This window comes from Rhodococcus sp. MSC1_016 (genome assembly GCF_023667485.2).
In the GTDB taxonomy this organism is placed as follows: domain Bacteria; phylum Actinomycetota; class Actinomycetes; order Mycobacteriales; family Mycobacteriaceae; genus Rhodococcus_F; species Rhodococcus_F oxybenzonivorans.
Map to the genome: position 1 here is coordinate 4165789 of NZ_JAMOZI020000001.1, position 16462 is coordinate 4182250.

Below are 16462 nucleotides of genomic sequence, written 5' to 3' on the forward strand. Positions count from 1 at the left end.
TGGACAGCGACCCGCTCTTCCCGGCGGTGTCAGCGGAAAGTCGACTTCAGGTGTTCGGCGAGACCCTCAATCGAGACGGGCGCCATCCGGAAGCCCAGATAGCCGTCCGGACGGACGACGTACGCCGCGCAACCCTCGGCGCCATAGGCCGCGGCGAATTCGCCGGCCTCGTCCCGCACGAGCGGAAGAATCGTTTCACCGACCTCGGCACCCGGAGTCGCGATCAGATAGGTGTCGAGCAGGCCGTGGGCCGCGGTTCCGGCCGACGCCGCAGCAGCCTCCAGCACGGCCAGACCCCGCGCGTCGACCGAGTCGTCGGCGTACAGCAGCAATGTGTGCCGGTCGCGTCCCAGTAACCCGAACAGCCGGATCGGGAACGCGACGGCGGCGCGGGTCAACCCACGCGCGTCGGGCGCTCGCTCACCGGGCCGCAGCGTGGTCGCGCCCTCGGTCCGGGACACGATAGGGCTGTCGGAGTAGTCGATGAGCAGCTGCGCTTCGCGGCGCATGACCAGTTCGGGGTCCGAAGCACCCGCGCCGATCCCTTCCCGCGCGCTGCGGATGGTGCGACCCACGACCTCCTCGCCGACCGGCCGCCGCTCGAGGTCGTAGCTGTCCATCAAGTCGGGTGCCGCGACTCCGGACACGGCGAGCGCAAGCTTCCATGCCAGGTTGTGGGCGTCCTGGATCCCGGTGTTCATGCCCTGCGCCCCGGTGGGCGGGTGGATATGGGCGGCGTCGCCGGCAACGAACACGCGTCCACGTCCGTAGGAGTCGACGATGCGGTGGCTGATGCGGAAGACGGAGGACCACCGAAGGTTCGATGCCCGGGCCGGTTCGGGAGCCAGCCTGTCGAGTACGGCCTGAATGTGCCCGAGTTGCGGCGTGGGGCCCGACTCGAATCCGTGCCGGATGTTGTCGCCGGCCGACGTGCCGGTGTTCGACAGTTCCGCGGGCACCAGCATCGACATCCGGTACCGACGACGACCGGGCAAGGGAATGCACACGAGGACATCGTCGGGTCCGTCCTCCGTGCGACGGACCGAACGAATGTTGTAGCCACGCGGCAACGACCAGTCCACTTCGACGTCACCGAGCATGTACTGCTCGGCGAAGGCGCCGCCCTCGAACGTGAGACCGAGACCCTTGCGCACCACACTGTGCGCGCCGTCGCATCCGGCGAGGTACTGCGACCGGATGGTCCCGCCGCCGTCCCCGCTCACCGTGGCGACCACTCCGCCCTCGTCCTGTTCGAACGAGACCAGGCCGATTCCGCGCTCGACCCTGGTGCCCAGGGAAGCCAGGTGTTCGGTGAGTACGCGTTCGGTCTCGTACTGGGGCAGTCCGATGAACCCGAACGGCACATCCGCGGGCAAGGCCAATTCCATTCGCCCGACCTCGACTCCGTCGACGTAGAGGATCTGCCCACGGAATGGAACCCCCGCGTCGAGTACTCGCCCGAGCACGCCCATACCTTCGAACACTTCGAGGGTCCGGGGTTGGATCCCCACCGCCTTGGCGTACTGCGGCGGCTCGTGGAGCGGATCGATGATGCGGCAGGAGATGCCGCGCCTGCGCAGTTCGATCGCCGCAGTCAGTCCTACCGGACCCGCTCCGACCACCAATACCTCGGGATCCACCACGAAGACACCGCCTCACCAGGAGGGATCGAGTTTCGATCAGTATGCCTGGCCGCCGAGGAAATTGGAGGCAGACGAGCTCCCGATTTTTGAACGTGCAGCCGTGTGGGTAACCGTCGGACATGACGCACAAGGACACCGAGCAGCACGAGAACACACCCGGCCCGGCGACGACGAGTACGGAGAGTGGCAAATCGGGTGCCCACAAAGACGTGATGTCCGATCCCGCGGAGGACGACAAGGGTTCGGGTGCGGACTGGAGCGGCGAAGGTGGCGCGACCCCAGAGGGGCCCGCCACCGACACGGACGACTGACGCCGCGAGGACTACATCGGGATCTGACCGGCGAGAACACCGACCACCAGCATGGTCAGCGACACCAGCGCGGCCCGCCACAGCACCTTCCTGTGGTGGTCGGCCAGGGACACGCCTGCCAGGGTGACGAGCAGCAGGATGGCCGGGACCAACGGGCTCTGCATGTGGAAGGTCTGTCCGGTGATCGAAGCGCGGGCCATCTCGACGGGCTCGATGCCGTAGGTGGACGCGGTTTCGGCGAGCACGGGCATCACACCGAAGTAGAAGGCGTCGTTGCTCATGAAGAACGTGAAGGGCAGGCTCAGGACACCCGTGATGACGGCGAGGTGCGGTCCGAGGGATGCCGGGATGATCTCGAGCAACCACTGCGCCATTGCCTCGACCATGCCCGTGCCCTGGAAGACTCCCGTGAGCACGGCTGCGGCGAACACCATCGCCACCACCGAGACGATGCTCGACGAGTGCCGGGTGATGGCTTCCTGCTGCTCCTTGACGCGCGGGAAGTTCGCCATCAAGGCGATCGATGCCGCCACCATGAAGAGCACCGGGATGGGCAGGACGTCCATCACGAGCACGGCCAGCAGACCCACGCTCAGAGCAGCGTTGAACCACAACAGCTTCGGTCGCAGCGTCGGCCGCTCGGGGTCCAGTCCGTCGACGAAGCCGTCGAGCCCGTCGTCCGACCCGGAATCTCCGGAACCACCGGTTGCGTTGCCGCTGCCACCGTCAGCGCCGCCGGAACCAAGCCGAGTCCGACCGGATCCCGCGCCGACGAGTAGACGCTCGGATGTGAGAACCAGGGTGCCGATGCGTCGCCGTTCGGAGTAGCCGAGCTGCACGGCGAAGAGCAGCACGATGACGAGTCCGGCAACGAGCGAAGGAATCATCGGCACGAAGACGTCGGACGGAGAGATCCCGAGGGCCGCAGCAGCTCGGACGGTCGGCCCACCCCACGGGATGATGTTCATCGCGCCGTTCGAAAGCCCGGCGACGACGGTGAGGACGACGGGGCTCACCTTCAATTTCAGGTAGAGCGGGAGCAGTGCCGAGGTGACGATGATGAAGGTCGTCGACCCGTCACCGTCCAGCGACACCACCATGGCCAGGACTGCCGTGCCGACGACGAGCCGCATGGGATCGTTGCGGACGAGCCTGAGAATCACCTTCACGAGTGGGTCGAAGAGCCCGACGTCGATCATGATCCCGAAGAAGATGATCGCGAAGAACAGCAGTGCCGCAGTGGGCGCCAGCGCTTTGATCCCGTCGGTGATCATGTCGCCGATACCCAGACCGGCCCCGGCCGCGATACCGAATGCGACCGGGACGGCAATCAGCCCGACCACTGGGGTGGCCCGTTTGGACATGATCAAGAACATGAACACGGCCACCATCAGAAAGCCGAGTGCTACCAGCATTGCCACTCCTCGTCCGCACCTGAAAAGTCGCACTGTGATCGCGACAACAGCAAGTGTTGATCGAGCGGGCGCTCACAGTCACTGTTACGGACGTAGAGAAGGTTGTGTTCATTGTGGTGGCGAAGACAGATGTTCCCTCAACGTCGCCGTCTCGTACTCGGTCCGGAACAGTCCGCGCTTCTGCAGTACGGGAACGACCTCGTCGACGAAGTCGGTGAGAGCGTCCGGATAGATCGGCGGCATCAGGTTGAAGCCGTCGGCGCCACCTCCGTGGAACCACCGTTCGATGTCGTCGGCGATCGACTCCGGCGTGCCGATCATCGTGCAGTGCCCACCACCGGCGGCCAGTGTTCCCAGCAGCGCGCGGACCGTGGGCCGATCCTTCTCGATGATCCGCAGGATGGTGTCGTAGCGGCCCTGCGGTCCGGTGAACTCGGAGAGTGGCGGCAGATCGGGGACGGGCGCGTCCAGTTCCCACTCACTGCAATCCTGATGCGTGAACAGGGACAGTTGCGCGATCGACTGTTCGACCGGCAGCAGGGCGTCGAGTTCGGCCTTCTTCCTGTGTGCCTCTTCTGTGGTCGATCCGACGTAGGTGACGAGACCCGGCATCACGGTCACGGCGTCGGCGTAGCGGCCCGCAGTACGGATGCGCCGCTTGACGTCTCGATAGTAACTCTGCGCGGATTCGAGGTCGTAGGCCACGGCATAGATCCCCTCGGCGCAGCGGGCCGCCAGGTCCCGACCCTGCTCGGAGGCACCGGCCTGGAAGAGGACGGGACGCCCCTGCGGCGACCGCGGCACGTTCAGCGGGCCGTCCACCAGAAAATGCTTGCCGCGGTGATGAATCGGGGCGACCTTCGCCGGGTCGGCGAACATCCCGCCCCGGTCGGGTGCCAGCGCGTCGGCATCCCACGAATCCCAGAGCGCGAGTGCCACGTCGACGAACTCGGCGGCGCGCGAGTACCGCTCGTCGTGCGGCGGCATTTCCTCGAGTCCATGGTTACGGGCCTCCGCGTCGAACATGGAGGTCACGACGTTCCACCCGGCCCGGCCGCCACTGATGTGGTCGAGCGATGCAAGCATCCGGGCGGCGTGGAAGGGCGTGTAGAAGGTGCTGGACACGGTGGTGACCAGCCCGATTCGCTCCGTCGCTCGGGCCATCGCCGACAACGCCGTCAGCGGTTCGAGAAACCACAGTCCGCCGGCGGCGGGGTCTCGCACCGAGTGTCCGTCGGCGAAGAAGACGGCGTCGAAGCAGCCACGTTCTGCGGTCTGCGCCAACTCTTCGTAGTAGGCGATGTCGGTGAGCCGTTCCACCTGCGACGCCGGGTGCCGCCAGGCGGCCCCGTGGTGTCCGCAGGCGAAAAGAAATGCGTTGAGGTGCAGTTGCTTACGTGCTGCCATCAGTCTTTGACCAATCCCCCGTCGACGACGAGATTCTGGCCGGTCACCGAACGCGACCACGGAGAGGCGAAGAACAGCACCGCGTCGGCGAATTCTTCCGGAGTGGTGACGCGTTGCAGGGGCGTACTCGCCGCGATGAGGTCGAACACCTCGTCCGGAGTGGCGGCGCTCGCGTCCGTGGTGCGCAGCAGCCCGCCCGACACCATGTTCACCGTGATGCCGTCGGGACCGAGATCGGCGGCGAGCGTGCGGGTCAGTGACAGTGCTGCAGCCTTGGCCGCCGTGTAATCGTGGTAGGGAACCACGGGGTTCTGGAACAAGTTGGTTCCGATGGTGACGATGCGGCCGAAGCCGATTGAGCGCATGCCCGGTAGTGCGGCTTGCGTGGTGTTCAGAGTCGCCTTGACACTCCCTTGCAGCTGCGCGTCGAAGGCGTCCCACGAGATGGCGTCGGCCTTGTCGCGGGCGTCACCGTTGAAGGAGAAATCGGCGAGGGCGTTGTTGATCACGGTGGTGACCGGTGAGCCGAAGTGGTCTGCCGCCGCGCCGAACAGGGCGTCGACCTGTTCGCGGTCCGTGACATCGGCCTGAAGCGCGATGGCCTGCCCGTCGCCCGCCTCCGCCGCGAGGTCCTCGGCCGCGTCTCGGCTACGACGGTAGTTCACCACCACCCGTGCGCCCTGCTCGGCGAACGAGCGCACGATGGCGGAACCGAGGCCGCGTCCACCCCCGGTCACGAGAACGATCTGCTTGTCGATCTGCATTGCGCACCTTTCGTCCGGCCGCGAGGAACGCCGGACGACCGCACGCATCAGCGGTCGGCGCGACATCCCTTCGCTAGCACTACCTAGTTCAGGTTCGACGGGTGTGTTCTCAGCCGCCCAGCTCTCGCCGGGCAGCACCCCGTGTCACTGGCGACAGTCTAAGCGCAGTCGCGAAAAGAGAAAGCCGCACCCGTCTTTGTTGCGCACAATTAAGTTGTGTGCAACCATTCTGGGGTGACCGACCCTCTCACCCTCGACCGCCAGTTGTGCTTTGCCCTTTACTCGGCATCGCGGGCCATGACGGCCACCTACCGGTCGCTGCTCGAGAAGTTGGGTGTGACGTACCCGCAGTACCTGGTTCTGTTGGTGCTGTGGGAGCGGGACGGCCGCGGCGTGCGCGACATCTGCGACGCCCTGGATCTCGATACCGGCACCCTGTCACCGCTACTCAAGAGACTCGAATCGCTCGGGTTGGTCGAGCGTCGTCGCGACTCGGCCGACGAGCGGCGGGTCGGTATCCACCTCACCGAGGCCGGGACCCAGCTGCGGCATTCCGCCGTGGGCATTCCGGCCGCACTGGCCGGCTCCACGGGTATGGACGTCGACGAGCTCGTCGCCCTCCGCGACACCTTGAGTCGTCTCACCGAATCGCTACACCAGTACACCGCAACCGATCCCCTGAAAAGGAAGTAATCCCGTGCAGATTCTCTACACCGCCGAAGCCCTCGCCACCGGAGAAGGCCGCAACGGCCACGCCCGCACCTCGGACGGCCGACTCGATCTCGACCTTGCCATCCCCGTCGAGATGGGCGGTTCGGGCAACGGCACGAACCCGGAGCAGTTGTTCGCCGCCGGCTACGCCGCGTGCTTCCACTCGGCACTGCAGATGGTCGCCCGCCAGGCCAAGGCCGATGTCACCGACTCGGCGGTCGGTGCGCGCGTCGGAATCGGCTCGGCAAACGGCGGCGGTTTCGGTCTCGCCGTGACCCTCGAAGTGTCCCTGCCCCACCTCTCGCGGGACGAGGCCCTCGAATTGACCGAGAAGGCGCACCAGGTCTGCCCGTATTCCAACGCAACTCGGGGAAACGTCGAGGTCACCCTGGACGTCACCGAGGACTGAACCTACCGGCGGGCGTCGGTCACGCGAAGGTGTATTCGACGCCCGTCAGGTTCTCGGACAACGACCACAAGGCACCCGCGGTCTTCTCGTCCCGCGACTTCTCATTGGAACCGACTACCTTCGGGTGGCCACGCTGCTCGAACAGCCCGTCCGGCCCGAGGTAACTACCGCCCGCCACATCGGGAACGGCGGCCGCGTACAGCATGGGCAGCGCACCCATCTCCGCTGACTGCGCGAAGATTCGGTTACCGACGGTCATCAGCTTGTCCTGTACCGACTCGGTGTGGGCCTGCAGATTGGTCGATGCGTAACCGGGATGCGCGGCCACAGCCTTGACCGATGACCCCGCCGCGGCGAGTCTGCGCTGTAGCTCGTAGGTGAACAGAAGATTCGCGAGTTTCGACTGTCCGTACGCGCTCCACCGGTTGTACTTGCGGTTTTCCCAGTTGAGATCGTCGAGGTCCACGGATCCCATCTTGTGCGCGGTGCTCGACATCGTGACAATTCGGTCGGTGATCTTGGCGAGGAGCAGTCCGGTGAGCGCGAAGTGGCCGAGATGGTTTGTGCCGATCTGCATTTCGAAGCCGTCGACGGTCTTACGCCGGGGAACCGCCATCACTCCGGCGTTGTTCACCAGCACGTCGACCGAATCGATGCCCGCGGCGAAGTCCCGCACCGAGGCCAGATCGGCGAGGTCGAGTCGGCGGACCTCGGCGTTGTCACCGATGGTGCGCGCGACCGCGTCGCCTTTCGTGGTGTCGCGGCAGGCGAGGACGACGTGAGCGCCCGCCTTGGCGAGTGCGCGCGCAGCCACCTCCCCCAATCCACTGTTGGCGCCCGTGACGACGAACGTCCGGCCCTGCTGATCCGCGATGTCCGCTGCTGTCCACTTGGTCATGAGAGCAACCCTACGGAAGTCGGGACGCGGCCAACACCCGTCACCACGCCGTTGCTCCGACCAGCGGGAGGTTGACGAAACTCGGCCTGTCCGGCGACAACCGGACATGCTGCGGCTTCAACTGGCTGTCCGCGAGCATCGGTCCGAGCGGCAGATAACGCGGAAAGCTGCTCGCGTACACGTCGACACGCAACCGGTGTCCGGGCGCCAGGACGGCGTCGGTGGGCACGAAGTTGATGTCCACGGGTGTGACCTCCCCGGGAACGAGGGGCTGGCGCGCCGCCACTGTCAGGTAGTGATGCGGTTCGGTGTAGTCGCCGTTGGGAGACTTCGTGCTCTGCGCATCGTCCACCGCACGCATCGACGCAGTGAGCGCCCCATTGGTCAAGGTCGTCGACGTACCGTCGGGGGCGACGTCGTTGAGTGTGACCGCCCAGAAACCGTCGGTGGCGTCGAGCACCGTCTCGAGATGCAGGTTGACGGGCCCCGACAACTCGGTGGGCCGGGTGACGGGAGCGCTGGTGAATGTGAGGCCTTCAACCTCGTTGAAACGGGAGTCCTTGGTGCAGGCAGATCCGAAGATCACGGCCGCCCCGGCCGTCCCCTGGGCGCCGTCACGCGAGCACAGCGCCCGTAGGCCCGGCGCCACCGTCAGATTCGCGGAATCGGCGGGCTGCGCCGCGACGAGGCTGCCGTCGTGCGCAGCATGCCCCGCCGTGCCGCTCGGCGCGTTCGACAGATACATCCGCTGGTAGTCGACGCCGGCCCGGGGGAACGAATCGGTAGTGGTCCATCCGTTGCCCTGCTGATACAGCGTGACCGGGCCGTAGCCGTCGATTCCGTTGTCGATACCCTTCAACCACTTGTCATACCAAGCGCGTTCGAGAACGTCGAGGCGCGGCGGGGCCCCCGGCTCCCCGAACCCACCGCCGAAGTTGATGTGGTAGGCGTCGCTCATGATCAGCTGCTTCTCGCCCGCCGGCAGGAGGATCTCGTTGTAGACCCGAGGCTCGCTGTTGGCGAAGATGTCGTGCCACGCGCCGTAGAGCATCGTCGGCACCTCGATGTTGTCCACCAGGGCTTTGCGCTCCTCGTAGAACTCTCCATCCTGCGCTACCCGCAGCGTGCCGGGATCCAGGTCGTTCACGGTGGGCGCTGTCATGGCCTCGAGGAGAGCCGGGAACAGCGTCAGGGGATCCCGAAGCCGATCCTGAAGCCAGGTCTGGTCGAAGCGGCCCTGCGCGAGCGCCTGCACGTCCGGAACGAACTTGAGACCGTTCACCAGCGAGAGCCAGAGGGGCATGAAACCGACACCCAGTCCGGCGCCGGTCCCGACGATGTCGCGGAGCAGATCGTTTCCGGGTTCGGTGGGGAAGATCGCCTTCAGGGCAGGCGGCTGATGACCCGCGGCCTGCAGGGAGTTGATGCCCGAGTAGGACACGCCGCCCATCCCGACTCTGCCGTCAGACCAGCTCTGCTTGCTGATCCAATCGATCACCTCGACGGAATCGCGCTGCTCGACCGGGCCGAGTGCCTGCCATTCGCCTTGCGAGAAGCCGGTGCCCCGCGCATCCACGACCACCTGCGTGTACCCGTTCTGCACGAGGTCACGGTTGACACCGAAAACGCGCATGCCGCCGCCTGACAGAACCTTCGCGGCCTCGGTGATGCCGTCGAACGGCGTCCCGGCGAGGTTGTAGGAATTCACCAGGTCGACAACGGTGTCTTCGAGCCCCGGGACCGCGAGCACCGAGTCGACGACGTTGCCGATCAACTTGGTATAAGGCGTGACATTGAGCACCGAGGGCATCTTCGTGTCGACCGGAATGCCTGCCGCGTCGGCAGGCCGGTAGACGTTCGCCTTCAGCACCGTCCCGTCGCTCATCGTGATGGGCACGTCCCAGTCGATGGCGACGACCGGGTAGGCCGGCGGTGCATCGACGGCAGCCAGCCACTGTGCGGCTGCGGGACCTCCGGTCGGGTCAGCGGACGCCGTGGGCGCTACAGCGAGCCCTATGGACATTGCTACCGCGACTGCCAATACACCTGGTCGAAACGCCCAGCGACGCACGATCACCTAAGAACCCCCGTGAACTTTCCGATGACGCGCCTCAGCGGCCAGGGTGGCCCGCGTCACAAACTTACCGGATAGTAACCATGGGTTCGCGCCAGGTCAACGCCGAGTTACAGACAAGCTGCATTACCGTCGACGGTGTGCCCGACGCCCCGCTTCCCGTTCGTGACGGCCTCAACCCGACGCGGCTGAGGACGCCCGACGACGGACCGTGGCCCACCGTCCTCGAGTACCTCGTCGGCCGCTTTCCCCACGACGAAACACGGCTCCGCGAGAAGGTGGCCGCGCGGGAGGTGGTCGACGAGCGGGGGCACCCCGTCACCGAGTCGACGGCGTTCGTCCCGCGGAGAGACGTCTATCTCTACCGGGATCCTCCGGTGGAATCGCGGGTGCCGTTCGAGATCGAGATCCTGCATCGCGACGAGAATCTGCTCGTCGTCGACAAGCCCCATTTCCTGGCCAGCACACCACGGGGCGCGTACATCGTCGAGTCCGCACTCGTACGGTTGCGCAGGAGTCTCGGACTTCCCGACCTGACGCCCGTGCACCGGCTGGATCGTCTCACCGCAGGAGTTCTGATCTTCACCGTCCGACGCGAGGTGCGGCGGGACTACCAATCGCTGTTCGATCGACGGGAAGTGCGCAAGGAGTACGAGGCACTTGCCCGCTACGACCCCGAGTTGACCCTGCCGGCAACGGTCCGCAGCCGCATCGTCAAGCAACGCGGCGTCTTGAAGGCTTTCGAGACGGAGGGGCCCGCGAACAGCGAGAGTCGCATCGAACTGCTCGAAATCCGCGGTAATGCCGCGCGTTATCGACTGCTCCCGCACACCGGCAAGACGCACCAGCTGCGGTTGCACATGAGCGCACTCGGCATCCCGATTTTCGGTGACAATTTCTACCCCGACTTCTATGACGTTGCCGGGAACGACTATTCGACTCCGTTGCGCCTACTCGCACGCTCGGTGGAATTCACCGATCCCTTGTCGGGTGCACGCCGCCGGTTCGTCAGTGAGCGGACCCTGACATGGCCGACGTCCACACCTCCGGCGCACTGACACTCAGCGAAGGGACGTCGAACTACTCCTGCGAGGCCGCCACCCTCTGCTCCAGAACCTGACCGGAGCCGTTCTGCTCGGCGAGGCGGCGCGCACTGTCCAGAGCCTCCTGGGCAGCCGCCTTCACCGCGGCCGCTTTTTCGGCCGGAGTGAGATCCCCGGGCGACGACGGAGCCACTTCGGGCACAGGCGACGAGGGAGCCACTTCGGGCACAGGCGACGACGGAGCCGCTTCGGGCACAGGCGACGACGGAGCCACTTCGGGCACCTCGCTCACTTCCGGCACCTCGCCCACATCCGGCGTTTCCGGCGGCTCGTTCGTTTGCGGCACCTCGACGGGGTCTGTCAGGTATTGGCCGCAGTCCGGCCACGCGCCGACCCCCTGGCTCTGGAGCACCTTTTCGGCGATACGGATCTGTTCCGCTCGGCTCGCTTCCGACGGGTCGCCCTTTCCGCCATGGGATTTCCAGGTCTCGGGCAGAAATTGCAGGCCCCCGTAGTAACCGTTTCCGGTATCGATCGTCCAGTCGCCGCCGCTTTCGCATTCGGCGACGGCGTCCCAGTTGTGCGGTGCGGCAGACGCAACACCGGCGCTCAGGCCCAGTGGAACCGTCACGGCTGCGCCGATCGTGGCAATCCACCCCAGGGTGCGCCTCTCGATGTGGCATGTGGTCATGCTGAGTCCTTCCTCTCCGCGCTCGCGGACATGGTCGGCTTCTCCCCTTCGTGACCTCCTCCCGATACCTCTGAGGCAGAAGTAAAGTACAGGTGTACGACTATTGTGTTGTGACAGGTGAATCTTCGGAATTCCGGATTTTCGACGCCGATCCGTGGCCGTGTCGTGACGAGTCCGTTACTTGCCGGAGGTGGGTCCGCAAAGTACGCACATAAGGCACTGTGGACACCGGACGAGTACAGCCCGACGAAGGGAACCAGACGTGAGCACCTCTTCAAGCCATTCCGTCGTCGTCGGCCTCGACGGATCCGACGCGTCCACGGCCGCCGCCACGTGGGGCGCCGCAGTAGCAGCGAAATGGCGCGCCACACTGTCACTCGTCCACGCGCTGCCGCAGGACGGCCCGCTGTACAGCCCGGCGTCGATCATGCTGGAATCGCAGTTTCTCAGCCAATTGAGAGAGGACGGCGAGGCCATCGTCGACACCGCGAAGAAGCTACTGGGACAGCAATACCCGGATCTCACGATCGAGACGACGATCAGTCCCGGACCGGCGGGCACGGCCCTGCTCGAAGCCGCCGACTGGGCCCGACTCATCGTGCTGGGTTCGACCGGAGCAGGGGCGTTCCGGTCGGTCCTTCTCGGATCGACCGCGCTGCACGTGGCCAACCGTGCGGAGTGCCCGGTCGTCGTGCTGCGCGGCGAGGCGAGTGCGCCGGACGGTCGTCCCGTCGTGGTCGGAGTCGACGGAAGCGAACTCAGTCGCGACGCGGTGTCGCACGCATTCGAGTTCGCCTCCTTTTTCGGCGCGCCCCTGGTTGCGGTCCACACCTGGCAGGGCTCGCCGACATTCGGAGCGGGCGGCACCGGCATGCTCGTCGACTGGGAGGCGGTGAAACAGGAGGAAGCCGCCGTCCTGTCGGAGGGCTTGGCCGGCGAGTCGGAGCGGTACCCGGACGTCGCCGTCACGAAGGTGGCTCAGCAGGGCGCCGCCGCGGACGTCATTCTCCAGCACGCCACCGACGCCCAGTTGATCGTCGTGGGCAGCCATGGCCGTGGACCGCTGCTCGGCGCGCTGATGGGTTCGACGAGCCAGAACCTGCTCCACCACGCCACCACTCCGGTCATGATCTGTCGAAGCTGAGACTCGTCCGGCGCTACGTGATGCCGGTCCCCACCCACTGACCGATGCCATAGGTCACCCCCATGGCGAGTGCGCCGCCGAGCGCCACCCGCAGGACGGCGCGGGTCCGCCGAGCGCCGCCGAGAGTGGCACTCACCGACCCGGTCAGGGCCAGTGCGAACAGTACGGCCAGAAAAGTCACAGGGACGCGAAGGTGCACCGGCGTGAGAAGTATCGCCAGTAAGGGAATGGCAGCACCGAGAGTGAAGGACAGCGCCGAAGACCCGGCCGCCTGCCACGGATTGGTCAGTTCGTCCGGATCGAGACCCAACTCGGCGTCGACGTGCGCGGCAAAGGCATCGTGTTCGGTGAGTTCGCGGGCCACCGTGCGGGCAGTGTCCTCGCGCAACCCTTTTCGCTCGTAAATCGCCACGAGCTCTTCGAATTCGGCAGTCGGGGTTTCGGAAAGTTCCTGTTGTTCCTTCGACAGCAACGCCCGTTCCGTGTCGCGCTGCGTGCTCACCGACACGTACTCGCCGAGAGCCATGGACACAGCGCCGGCCGCCAGACCGGCGAAACCTGCGGTGAAGATCGCCGATCGCTCGGTGGTGGCCGCCGCGACACCGACCACAAGACCGGCGGTGGACACGATGCCGTCGTTCGCTCCGAGAACCCCGGCACGCAACCAGTTGAGGCGACCGGCCAGGGTGGGGCCGTGCGGTTCCACGGCGGCATGCGAGGACTCAGCGCGTTCTGCGGACATGGGTTCAGGCTAGGCCCGCATGGTGTTGCCCGATAGCGAGGCAAGGCTGCGCTGTCGCTCGGTTCGCTGCGCGGTCGCTCGGTTCGCAGCGCGACCAAGCAGTTGCTAGGTTGTTGTGGCTCGTCCCCGATCATTGGAGTCCCTATGGCGGCACCCGGCAACAGCGTTCCCCCGCGGCGACTGTCCGCTCTGATCACCGGCGGCACAGGCGGCATCGGTTCCGCCGTGGCGCGGCGACTCGCGGACCACGGGCACCACGTGGCCATCACTTACCGATCCCACGCCGATGTCGCGGCCGACCTGGTGACCGAACTCGAGCAGACCGGTGTCACCTGCGCCGCCTTCTCCACGGATCTCGTCGACGAACTTCGCGTCGCCGAGGTCGTTCGGCAGACGGTTGAGCACTTCGGCGGGCTCGACATCCTGATTCACGCAGCGGGACCGCACATTCCGATGGTCCACCTGTCGCAGATCACGCCGAAGGATTACGCCGTCCATCTAGAACAGGAAGCTGTCGCGTTCTTCACCGTCGTCCGCGCCGCCCTCCCTGCCCTACGGGAATCCGCAGGTTCCGTGGTCGCGGTCACGACCGCTGCCACCAGCCGCTACCCCGTCCGCGACGGCCTCTCGGCAGGCACCAAAGGTGCTGTCGAGCAACTGGTCAAGGGGTTCGCGGCCGAGGAGGGCCGCTTCGGGGTCCGCTTCAACTCCGTCGGCCCGGGCATGCTCACCGACGGAATGGCGCAGCGCCTCATCTCTTCAGCCGATCTCGACCAGCGCGCCCTCGACGTGGCCATGAGCCGCATCCCGCTGCGCCGTTTCGGCACGGCCACGGACATCGCCGAGGCCGTGTGTTTCCTGGCGAGTGACCGTGCGGGGTTCATCACCGGACAGAAACTCGACGTAGACGGTGGATACACGGCGTAAGGGGCCGCCGCCGACGTGCACATCCGTCAGCGAACTTCGTTGTCGGGAGTAGCCCGACCTTCAGCCGCCCAGTCGCCGGAACACGAGGCGGACAGCAAGAGTGAGGTGCGACATGACCTCGTCGACCGAAATGCGGCCGGCCACCCACGACACCAGGCTCGACATCCAGACGTCACCGATCACGCGTATTGCGTTCAGCTGGTCGTCCGAGATCTTCTCGACGCCGATGGTTTTGGCGAACATCTCCGTCATCAGCGCGCCGAAGGCATCGAGCTCGGCCGACGCCGACGCGTCGGCGAACATGAACGCCCGAACCAGCGCCTCGTATCGCGGTCGGTCCTTCTCCAGCACTTCCGTGTTCTTGCGGAGAACGAACAGAATCCGCTCGGAGGGAGTATCCCCGGGGATCACGACGTCCTCGAAGCGGGCGCGCATTCCCTCGAACACCATGAGGAGACCCATGACGAGCATGTGGTTCTTCGAGGGGAAATACCGATACACGGTGCCGAGGGCGACCCCGGCCCTATCTGCGATCGCCCGCATCTGCACGGCGTCGTAGCCACCCTCGGACGCGAGTTCCATGGCCGCCGCGACGATGCGCTGATAACGCTCCCGCTGCGGTGCCTTCGCTGCCCGTGAGGGGAGTTGTCCGTGACGCAGCAACGACAACAGCCCGTCGCGGCCCGCGGTCAACGGCTCTTCAGCAGTGCTCATGGGGTCAGCCTAGCGAGTCAGCCGTGGCGTCGGCGGTGGCGGCTGCCCGGAGCCCGGCTGTCCGCCGCGCTCTACGACACGAACAAGACGCGCCCATTGCGGGGCCCGCATTCACGGTTCGGCGGCGTTTACAACTCCCCGAAGGTCACAGCACACTGAGGATATCGTCGACCCGCTGCTTCGCATCACCGAACAGCATCTGGCTGTTGTCGCGGAAGAACAGGGGGTTCTGCACCCCGGCATAGCCGGCGGCCATCGAACGCTTGAACACGATGACGTCCTTGGCGTTCCACACCTCGAGCACCGGCATCCCGGCGATCGGGGACGCCGGATCCTCGGCCGCGGACGGGTTGACGGTGTCGTTCGCGCCGATGACGAGAACCACGTCGGTGTCGGAGAAGTCGTCGTTGATCTCGTCCATCTCCAGGACGATGTCGTAGGGCACCTTGGCCTCTGCCAGCAATACGTTCATATGGCCGGGTAGGCGCCCCGCGACCGGATGGATGCCGAAACGCACGTCGACCCCCTTCGCCCGCAACTTCGCGGTGAGATCGGCAACCGGGTACTGCGCCTGCGCGACCGCCATGCCGTAGCCCGGGGTGATCACGACCGACTTCGCGCCGGCGAGCAGCTCCGCCACGGCGTCCGCCTGGATCTCACGGTGCTCGCCGTAGTCGACGTCGTCCGCCGGTCCGGCCACCACGCCGAACCCGCCGGCGATCACCGAAATGAAGGATCGGTTCATCGCCTTGCACATGATGTAGGACAGGTAGGCACCCGAGGAGCCGACCAGTGCGCCGACGATGATCAACAGGTTGTTGTTGAGCAGGAACCCGGAAGCCGCTGCGGCCCAACCGGAGTAGCTATTGAGCATCGAAACGACGACCGGCATGTCGCCGCCGCCGATGGACGCGACCAGGTGCCAGCCCAGGGCGAGCGCGAGGATCGTGATCACGATCAACAGCCACAGTTGCGGGTCGATGACGAACCACACAGTCAGGGCCGCGAAGACCACGAGCGCGCCGAGGTTGATCACATTCTTGCCCGGCAGTACCAGCGGCGCCGACTTGATCCTCGCCGAGAGCTTGAGGTAGGCGACGATCGAGCCCGTGAAGGTGACCGCGCCGATAAACACGCCGATGAACACTTCGGCACTGTGGATGCCGAGCAGTCCGGCGGCATCGAGCACCGCCGACTCGTGGCCGCCAGGATGGTTCTCGACGTGCAGGTAGCCGTTCCAGCCGACGAGCACGGCGGCCAGGCCGACGAAACTGTGCAACAGCGCGATCAGCTCCGGCATGCCCGTCATCTCGACCCTGCGGGCCAACGTGAGGCCGATGGTGGCGCCGAGGATGACCGCGACCACGAGCAGGACGGCACCGAGGCTGTCGACACCGCCGTCGAAGGCCAGCGCGGTGGTCGCGACCAGAGCGACCGCCATGCCGAGGATGCCGAAATAGTTGCCGAGCTTGGCGGACTCGTGCCGAGCGAGCCCCGCGAGCGTGAGCACGAAGAGGAGGGCGGCAACGAGGAAGGCCGCCACGGATGCAGAAGGTATGTCCATGCCGG

The 16462-nt window shown here is 66.0% G+C and carries 16 protein-coding genes and 1 riboswitch; of the genes, 6 read left to right on the top strand and 10 right to left on the bottom strand.

All coding sequences use genetic code 11. The features are described from left to right. Positions 1-29 precede the first annotated feature (29 nt). A complete protein-coding gene (locus L1080_RS19250) occupies positions 30-1643 on the bottom strand; it encodes an FAD-dependent monooxygenase (protein WP_250777198.1) in 1614 nt (537 codons plus the stop codon). A 119-nt stretch (positions 1644-1762) separates the two neighbouring features. Between L1080_RS19250 and L1080_RS19255 the strand changes: the two genes are divergently transcribed. Beyond that, positions 1763-1954, top strand: a complete 192-nt coding sequence (locus L1080_RS19255; protein WP_159919791.1) for a hypothetical protein — start codon at positions 1763-1765, stop codon at positions 1952-1954. An 11-nt stretch (positions 1955-1965) separates the two neighbouring features. On the opposite strand, the gene L1080_RS19260 is transcribed toward L1080_RS19255, so the two are convergent. The 3 genes from L1080_RS19260 to L1080_RS19270 all read right to left on the bottom strand — a co-directional run bounded on the left by L1080_RS19260 (position 1966) and on the right by L1080_RS19270 (position 5540). Further along, positions 1966-3369, bottom strand: a complete 1404-nt coding sequence (locus tag L1080_RS19260) for a CitMHS family transporter (RefSeq protein WP_250777199.1) — start codon at positions 3367-3369, stop codon at positions 1966-1968. A 108-nt stretch (positions 3370-3477) separates the two neighbouring features. Then, positions 3478-4776, bottom strand: a complete 1299-nt coding sequence (locus L1080_RS19265) for an LLM class flavin-dependent oxidoreductase (RefSeq protein ID WP_250777200.1) — start codon at positions 4774-4776, stop codon at positions 3478-3480. Next, positions 4776-5540: a 3-oxoacyl-ACP reductase gene (locus L1080_RS19270; RefSeq protein ID WP_201453513.1), complete on the bottom strand. Its 765-nt coding sequence runs from the start codon at positions 5538-5540 to the stop codon at positions 4776-4778. The genes L1080_RS19265 and L1080_RS19270 overlap by 1 nt, the downstream gene beginning before the upstream one ends. Before the next feature lie 48 nt (positions 5541-5588). Then, positions 5589-5692, bottom strand: a riboswitch (TPP riboswitch). Positions 5693-5774: 82 nt separating this feature from the next. On the opposite strand from L1080_RS19270, the gene L1080_RS19275 reads away from it, so the two are divergent. Continuing rightward, entirely contained in the window at positions 5775-6233 is a 459-nt protein-coding gene (locus L1080_RS19275) for a MarR family winged helix-turn-helix transcriptional regulator (protein ID WP_159919784.1), read from the top strand. A 4-nt stretch (positions 6234-6237) separates the two neighbouring features. Next, positions 6238-6660, top strand: a complete 423-nt coding sequence (locus L1080_RS19280; protein WP_159919782.1) for an organic hydroperoxide resistance protein — start codon at positions 6238-6240, stop codon at positions 6658-6660. 19 nt (positions 6661-6679) lie between these two features. On the opposite strand, the gene L1080_RS19285 is transcribed toward L1080_RS19280, so the two are convergent. Together L1080_RS19285 and L1080_RS19290 are read right to left on the bottom strand one after the other, a co-directional pair. Next, complete coding sequence (locus L1080_RS19285) at positions 6680-7558, bottom strand: oxidoreductase (RefSeq protein ID WP_250777201.1); 879 nt, start codon at positions 7556-7558, stop codon at positions 6680-6682. Between the two features lie 40 nt (positions 7559-7598). Beyond that, positions 7599-9581 (bottom strand): CocE/NonD family hydrolase, encoded by a 1983-nt coding sequence (locus L1080_RS19290; RefSeq protein ID WP_250777218.1) that lies wholly within the window; start codon positions 9579-9581, stop codon positions 7599-7601. A 134-nt stretch (positions 9582-9715) separates the two neighbouring features. Here L1080_RS19290 and L1080_RS19295 point away from each other — a divergent pair, with 134 nt between their 5' ends. After that, positions 9716-10690, top strand: a complete 975-nt coding sequence (locus L1080_RS19295) for a pseudouridine synthase (RefSeq protein WP_284708973.1) — start codon at positions 9716-9718, stop codon at positions 10688-10690. Between the two features lie 22 nt (positions 10691-10712). Here the strand turns inward: L1080_RS19295 and L1080_RS19300 are convergent, their stop codons facing one another. Further along, positions 10713-11366, bottom strand: coding sequence for a transglycosylase family protein (locus L1080_RS19300; RefSeq protein ID WP_250777202.1), 654 nt, complete (start codon positions 11364-11366; stop codon positions 10713-10715). A 262-nt stretch (positions 11367-11628) separates the two neighbouring features. Between L1080_RS19300 and L1080_RS19305 the strand changes: the two genes are divergently transcribed. Next, positions 11629-12510, top strand: a complete 882-nt coding sequence (locus tag L1080_RS19305) for a universal stress protein (protein WP_250777203.1) — start codon at positions 11629-11631, stop codon at positions 12508-12510. 13 nt (positions 12511-12523) lie between these two features. Here L1080_RS19305 and L1080_RS19310 read toward each other — a convergent pair whose 3' ends face one another. Further along, a complete protein-coding gene (locus L1080_RS19310; protein WP_250777204.1) occupies positions 12524-13252 on the bottom strand; it encodes a VIT1/CCC1 transporter family protein in 729 nt (242 codons plus the stop codon). Between the two features lie 144 nt (positions 13253-13396). Here L1080_RS19310 and L1080_RS19315 point away from each other — a divergent pair, with 144 nt between their 5' ends. Continuing rightward, on the top strand, positions 13397-14179 hold the full coding sequence (locus L1080_RS19315) for an SDR family NAD(P)-dependent oxidoreductase (protein ID WP_250777205.1): 783 nt from the start codon (positions 13397-13399) through the stop codon (positions 14177-14179). Between the two features lie 60 nt (positions 14180-14239). Here L1080_RS19315 and L1080_RS19320 read toward each other — a convergent pair whose 3' ends face one another. Further along, on the bottom strand, positions 14240-14893 hold the full coding sequence (locus L1080_RS19320; RefSeq protein ID WP_159919768.1) for a TetR family transcriptional regulator: 654 nt from the start codon (positions 14891-14893) through the stop codon (positions 14240-14242). 145 nt (positions 14894-15038) lie between these two features. Next, entirely contained in the window at positions 15039-16457 is a 1419-nt protein-coding gene (pntB, locus tag L1080_RS19325) for a Re/Si-specific NAD(P)(+) transhydrogenase subunit beta (protein ID WP_159919765.1), read from the bottom strand. Positions 16458-16462 lie beyond the last annotated feature (5 nt).

Excerpts from the sequence above, each read along its gene's own strand:
- L1080_RS19285 (WP_250777201.1), bottom strand. The coding sequence starts at position 7,558 with ATGACCAAGTGGACAGCAGCGGACATCGCGGATCAGCAGGGCCGGACG.
- L1080_RS19310 (WP_250777204.1), bottom strand. The coding sequence starts at position 13,252 with ATGTCCGCAGAACGCGCTGAGTCCTCGCATGCCGCCGTGGAACCGCAC.
- L1080_RS19315 (WP_250777205.1), top strand. The coding sequence starts at position 13,397 with ATGGCGGCACCCGGCAACAGCGTTCCCCCGCGGCGACTGTCCGCTCTG.
- L1080_RS19320 (WP_159919768.1), bottom strand. The coding sequence starts at position 14,893 with ATGAGCACTGCTGAAGAGCCGTTGACCGCGGGCCGCGACGGGCTGTTG.
- pntB (WP_159919765.1), bottom strand. The coding sequence starts at position 16,457 with ATGGACATACCTTCTGCATCCGTGGCGGCCTTCCTCGTTGCCGCCCTC.
- L1080_RS19295 (WP_284708973.1), top strand. The coding sequence starts at position 9,716 with ATGGGTTCGCGCCAGGTCAACGCCGAGTTACAGACAAGCTGCATTACC.
- L1080_RS19290 (WP_250777218.1), bottom strand. The coding sequence starts at position 9,581 with ATGTCCATAGGGCTCGCTGTAGCGCCCACGGCGTCCGCTGACCCGACC.
- L1080_RS19300 (WP_250777202.1), bottom strand. The coding sequence starts at position 11,366 with ATGACCACATGCCACATCGAGAGGCGCACCCTGGGGTGGATTGCCACG.
- L1080_RS19255 (WP_159919791.1), top strand. The coding sequence starts at position 1,763 with ATGACGCACAAGGACACCGAGCAGCACGAGAACACACCCGGCCCGGCG.
- L1080_RS19260 (WP_250777199.1), bottom strand. The coding sequence starts at position 3,369 with ATGCTGGTAGCACTCGGCTTTCTGATGGTGGCCGTGTTCATGTTCTTG.
- L1080_RS19270 (WP_201453513.1), bottom strand. The coding sequence starts at position 5,540 with ATGCAGATCGACAAGCAGATCGTTCTCGTGACCGGGGGTGGACGCGGC.
- L1080_RS19265 (WP_250777200.1), bottom strand. The coding sequence starts at position 4,776 with ATGGCAGCACGTAAGCAACTGCACCTCAACGCATTTCTTTTCGCCTGC.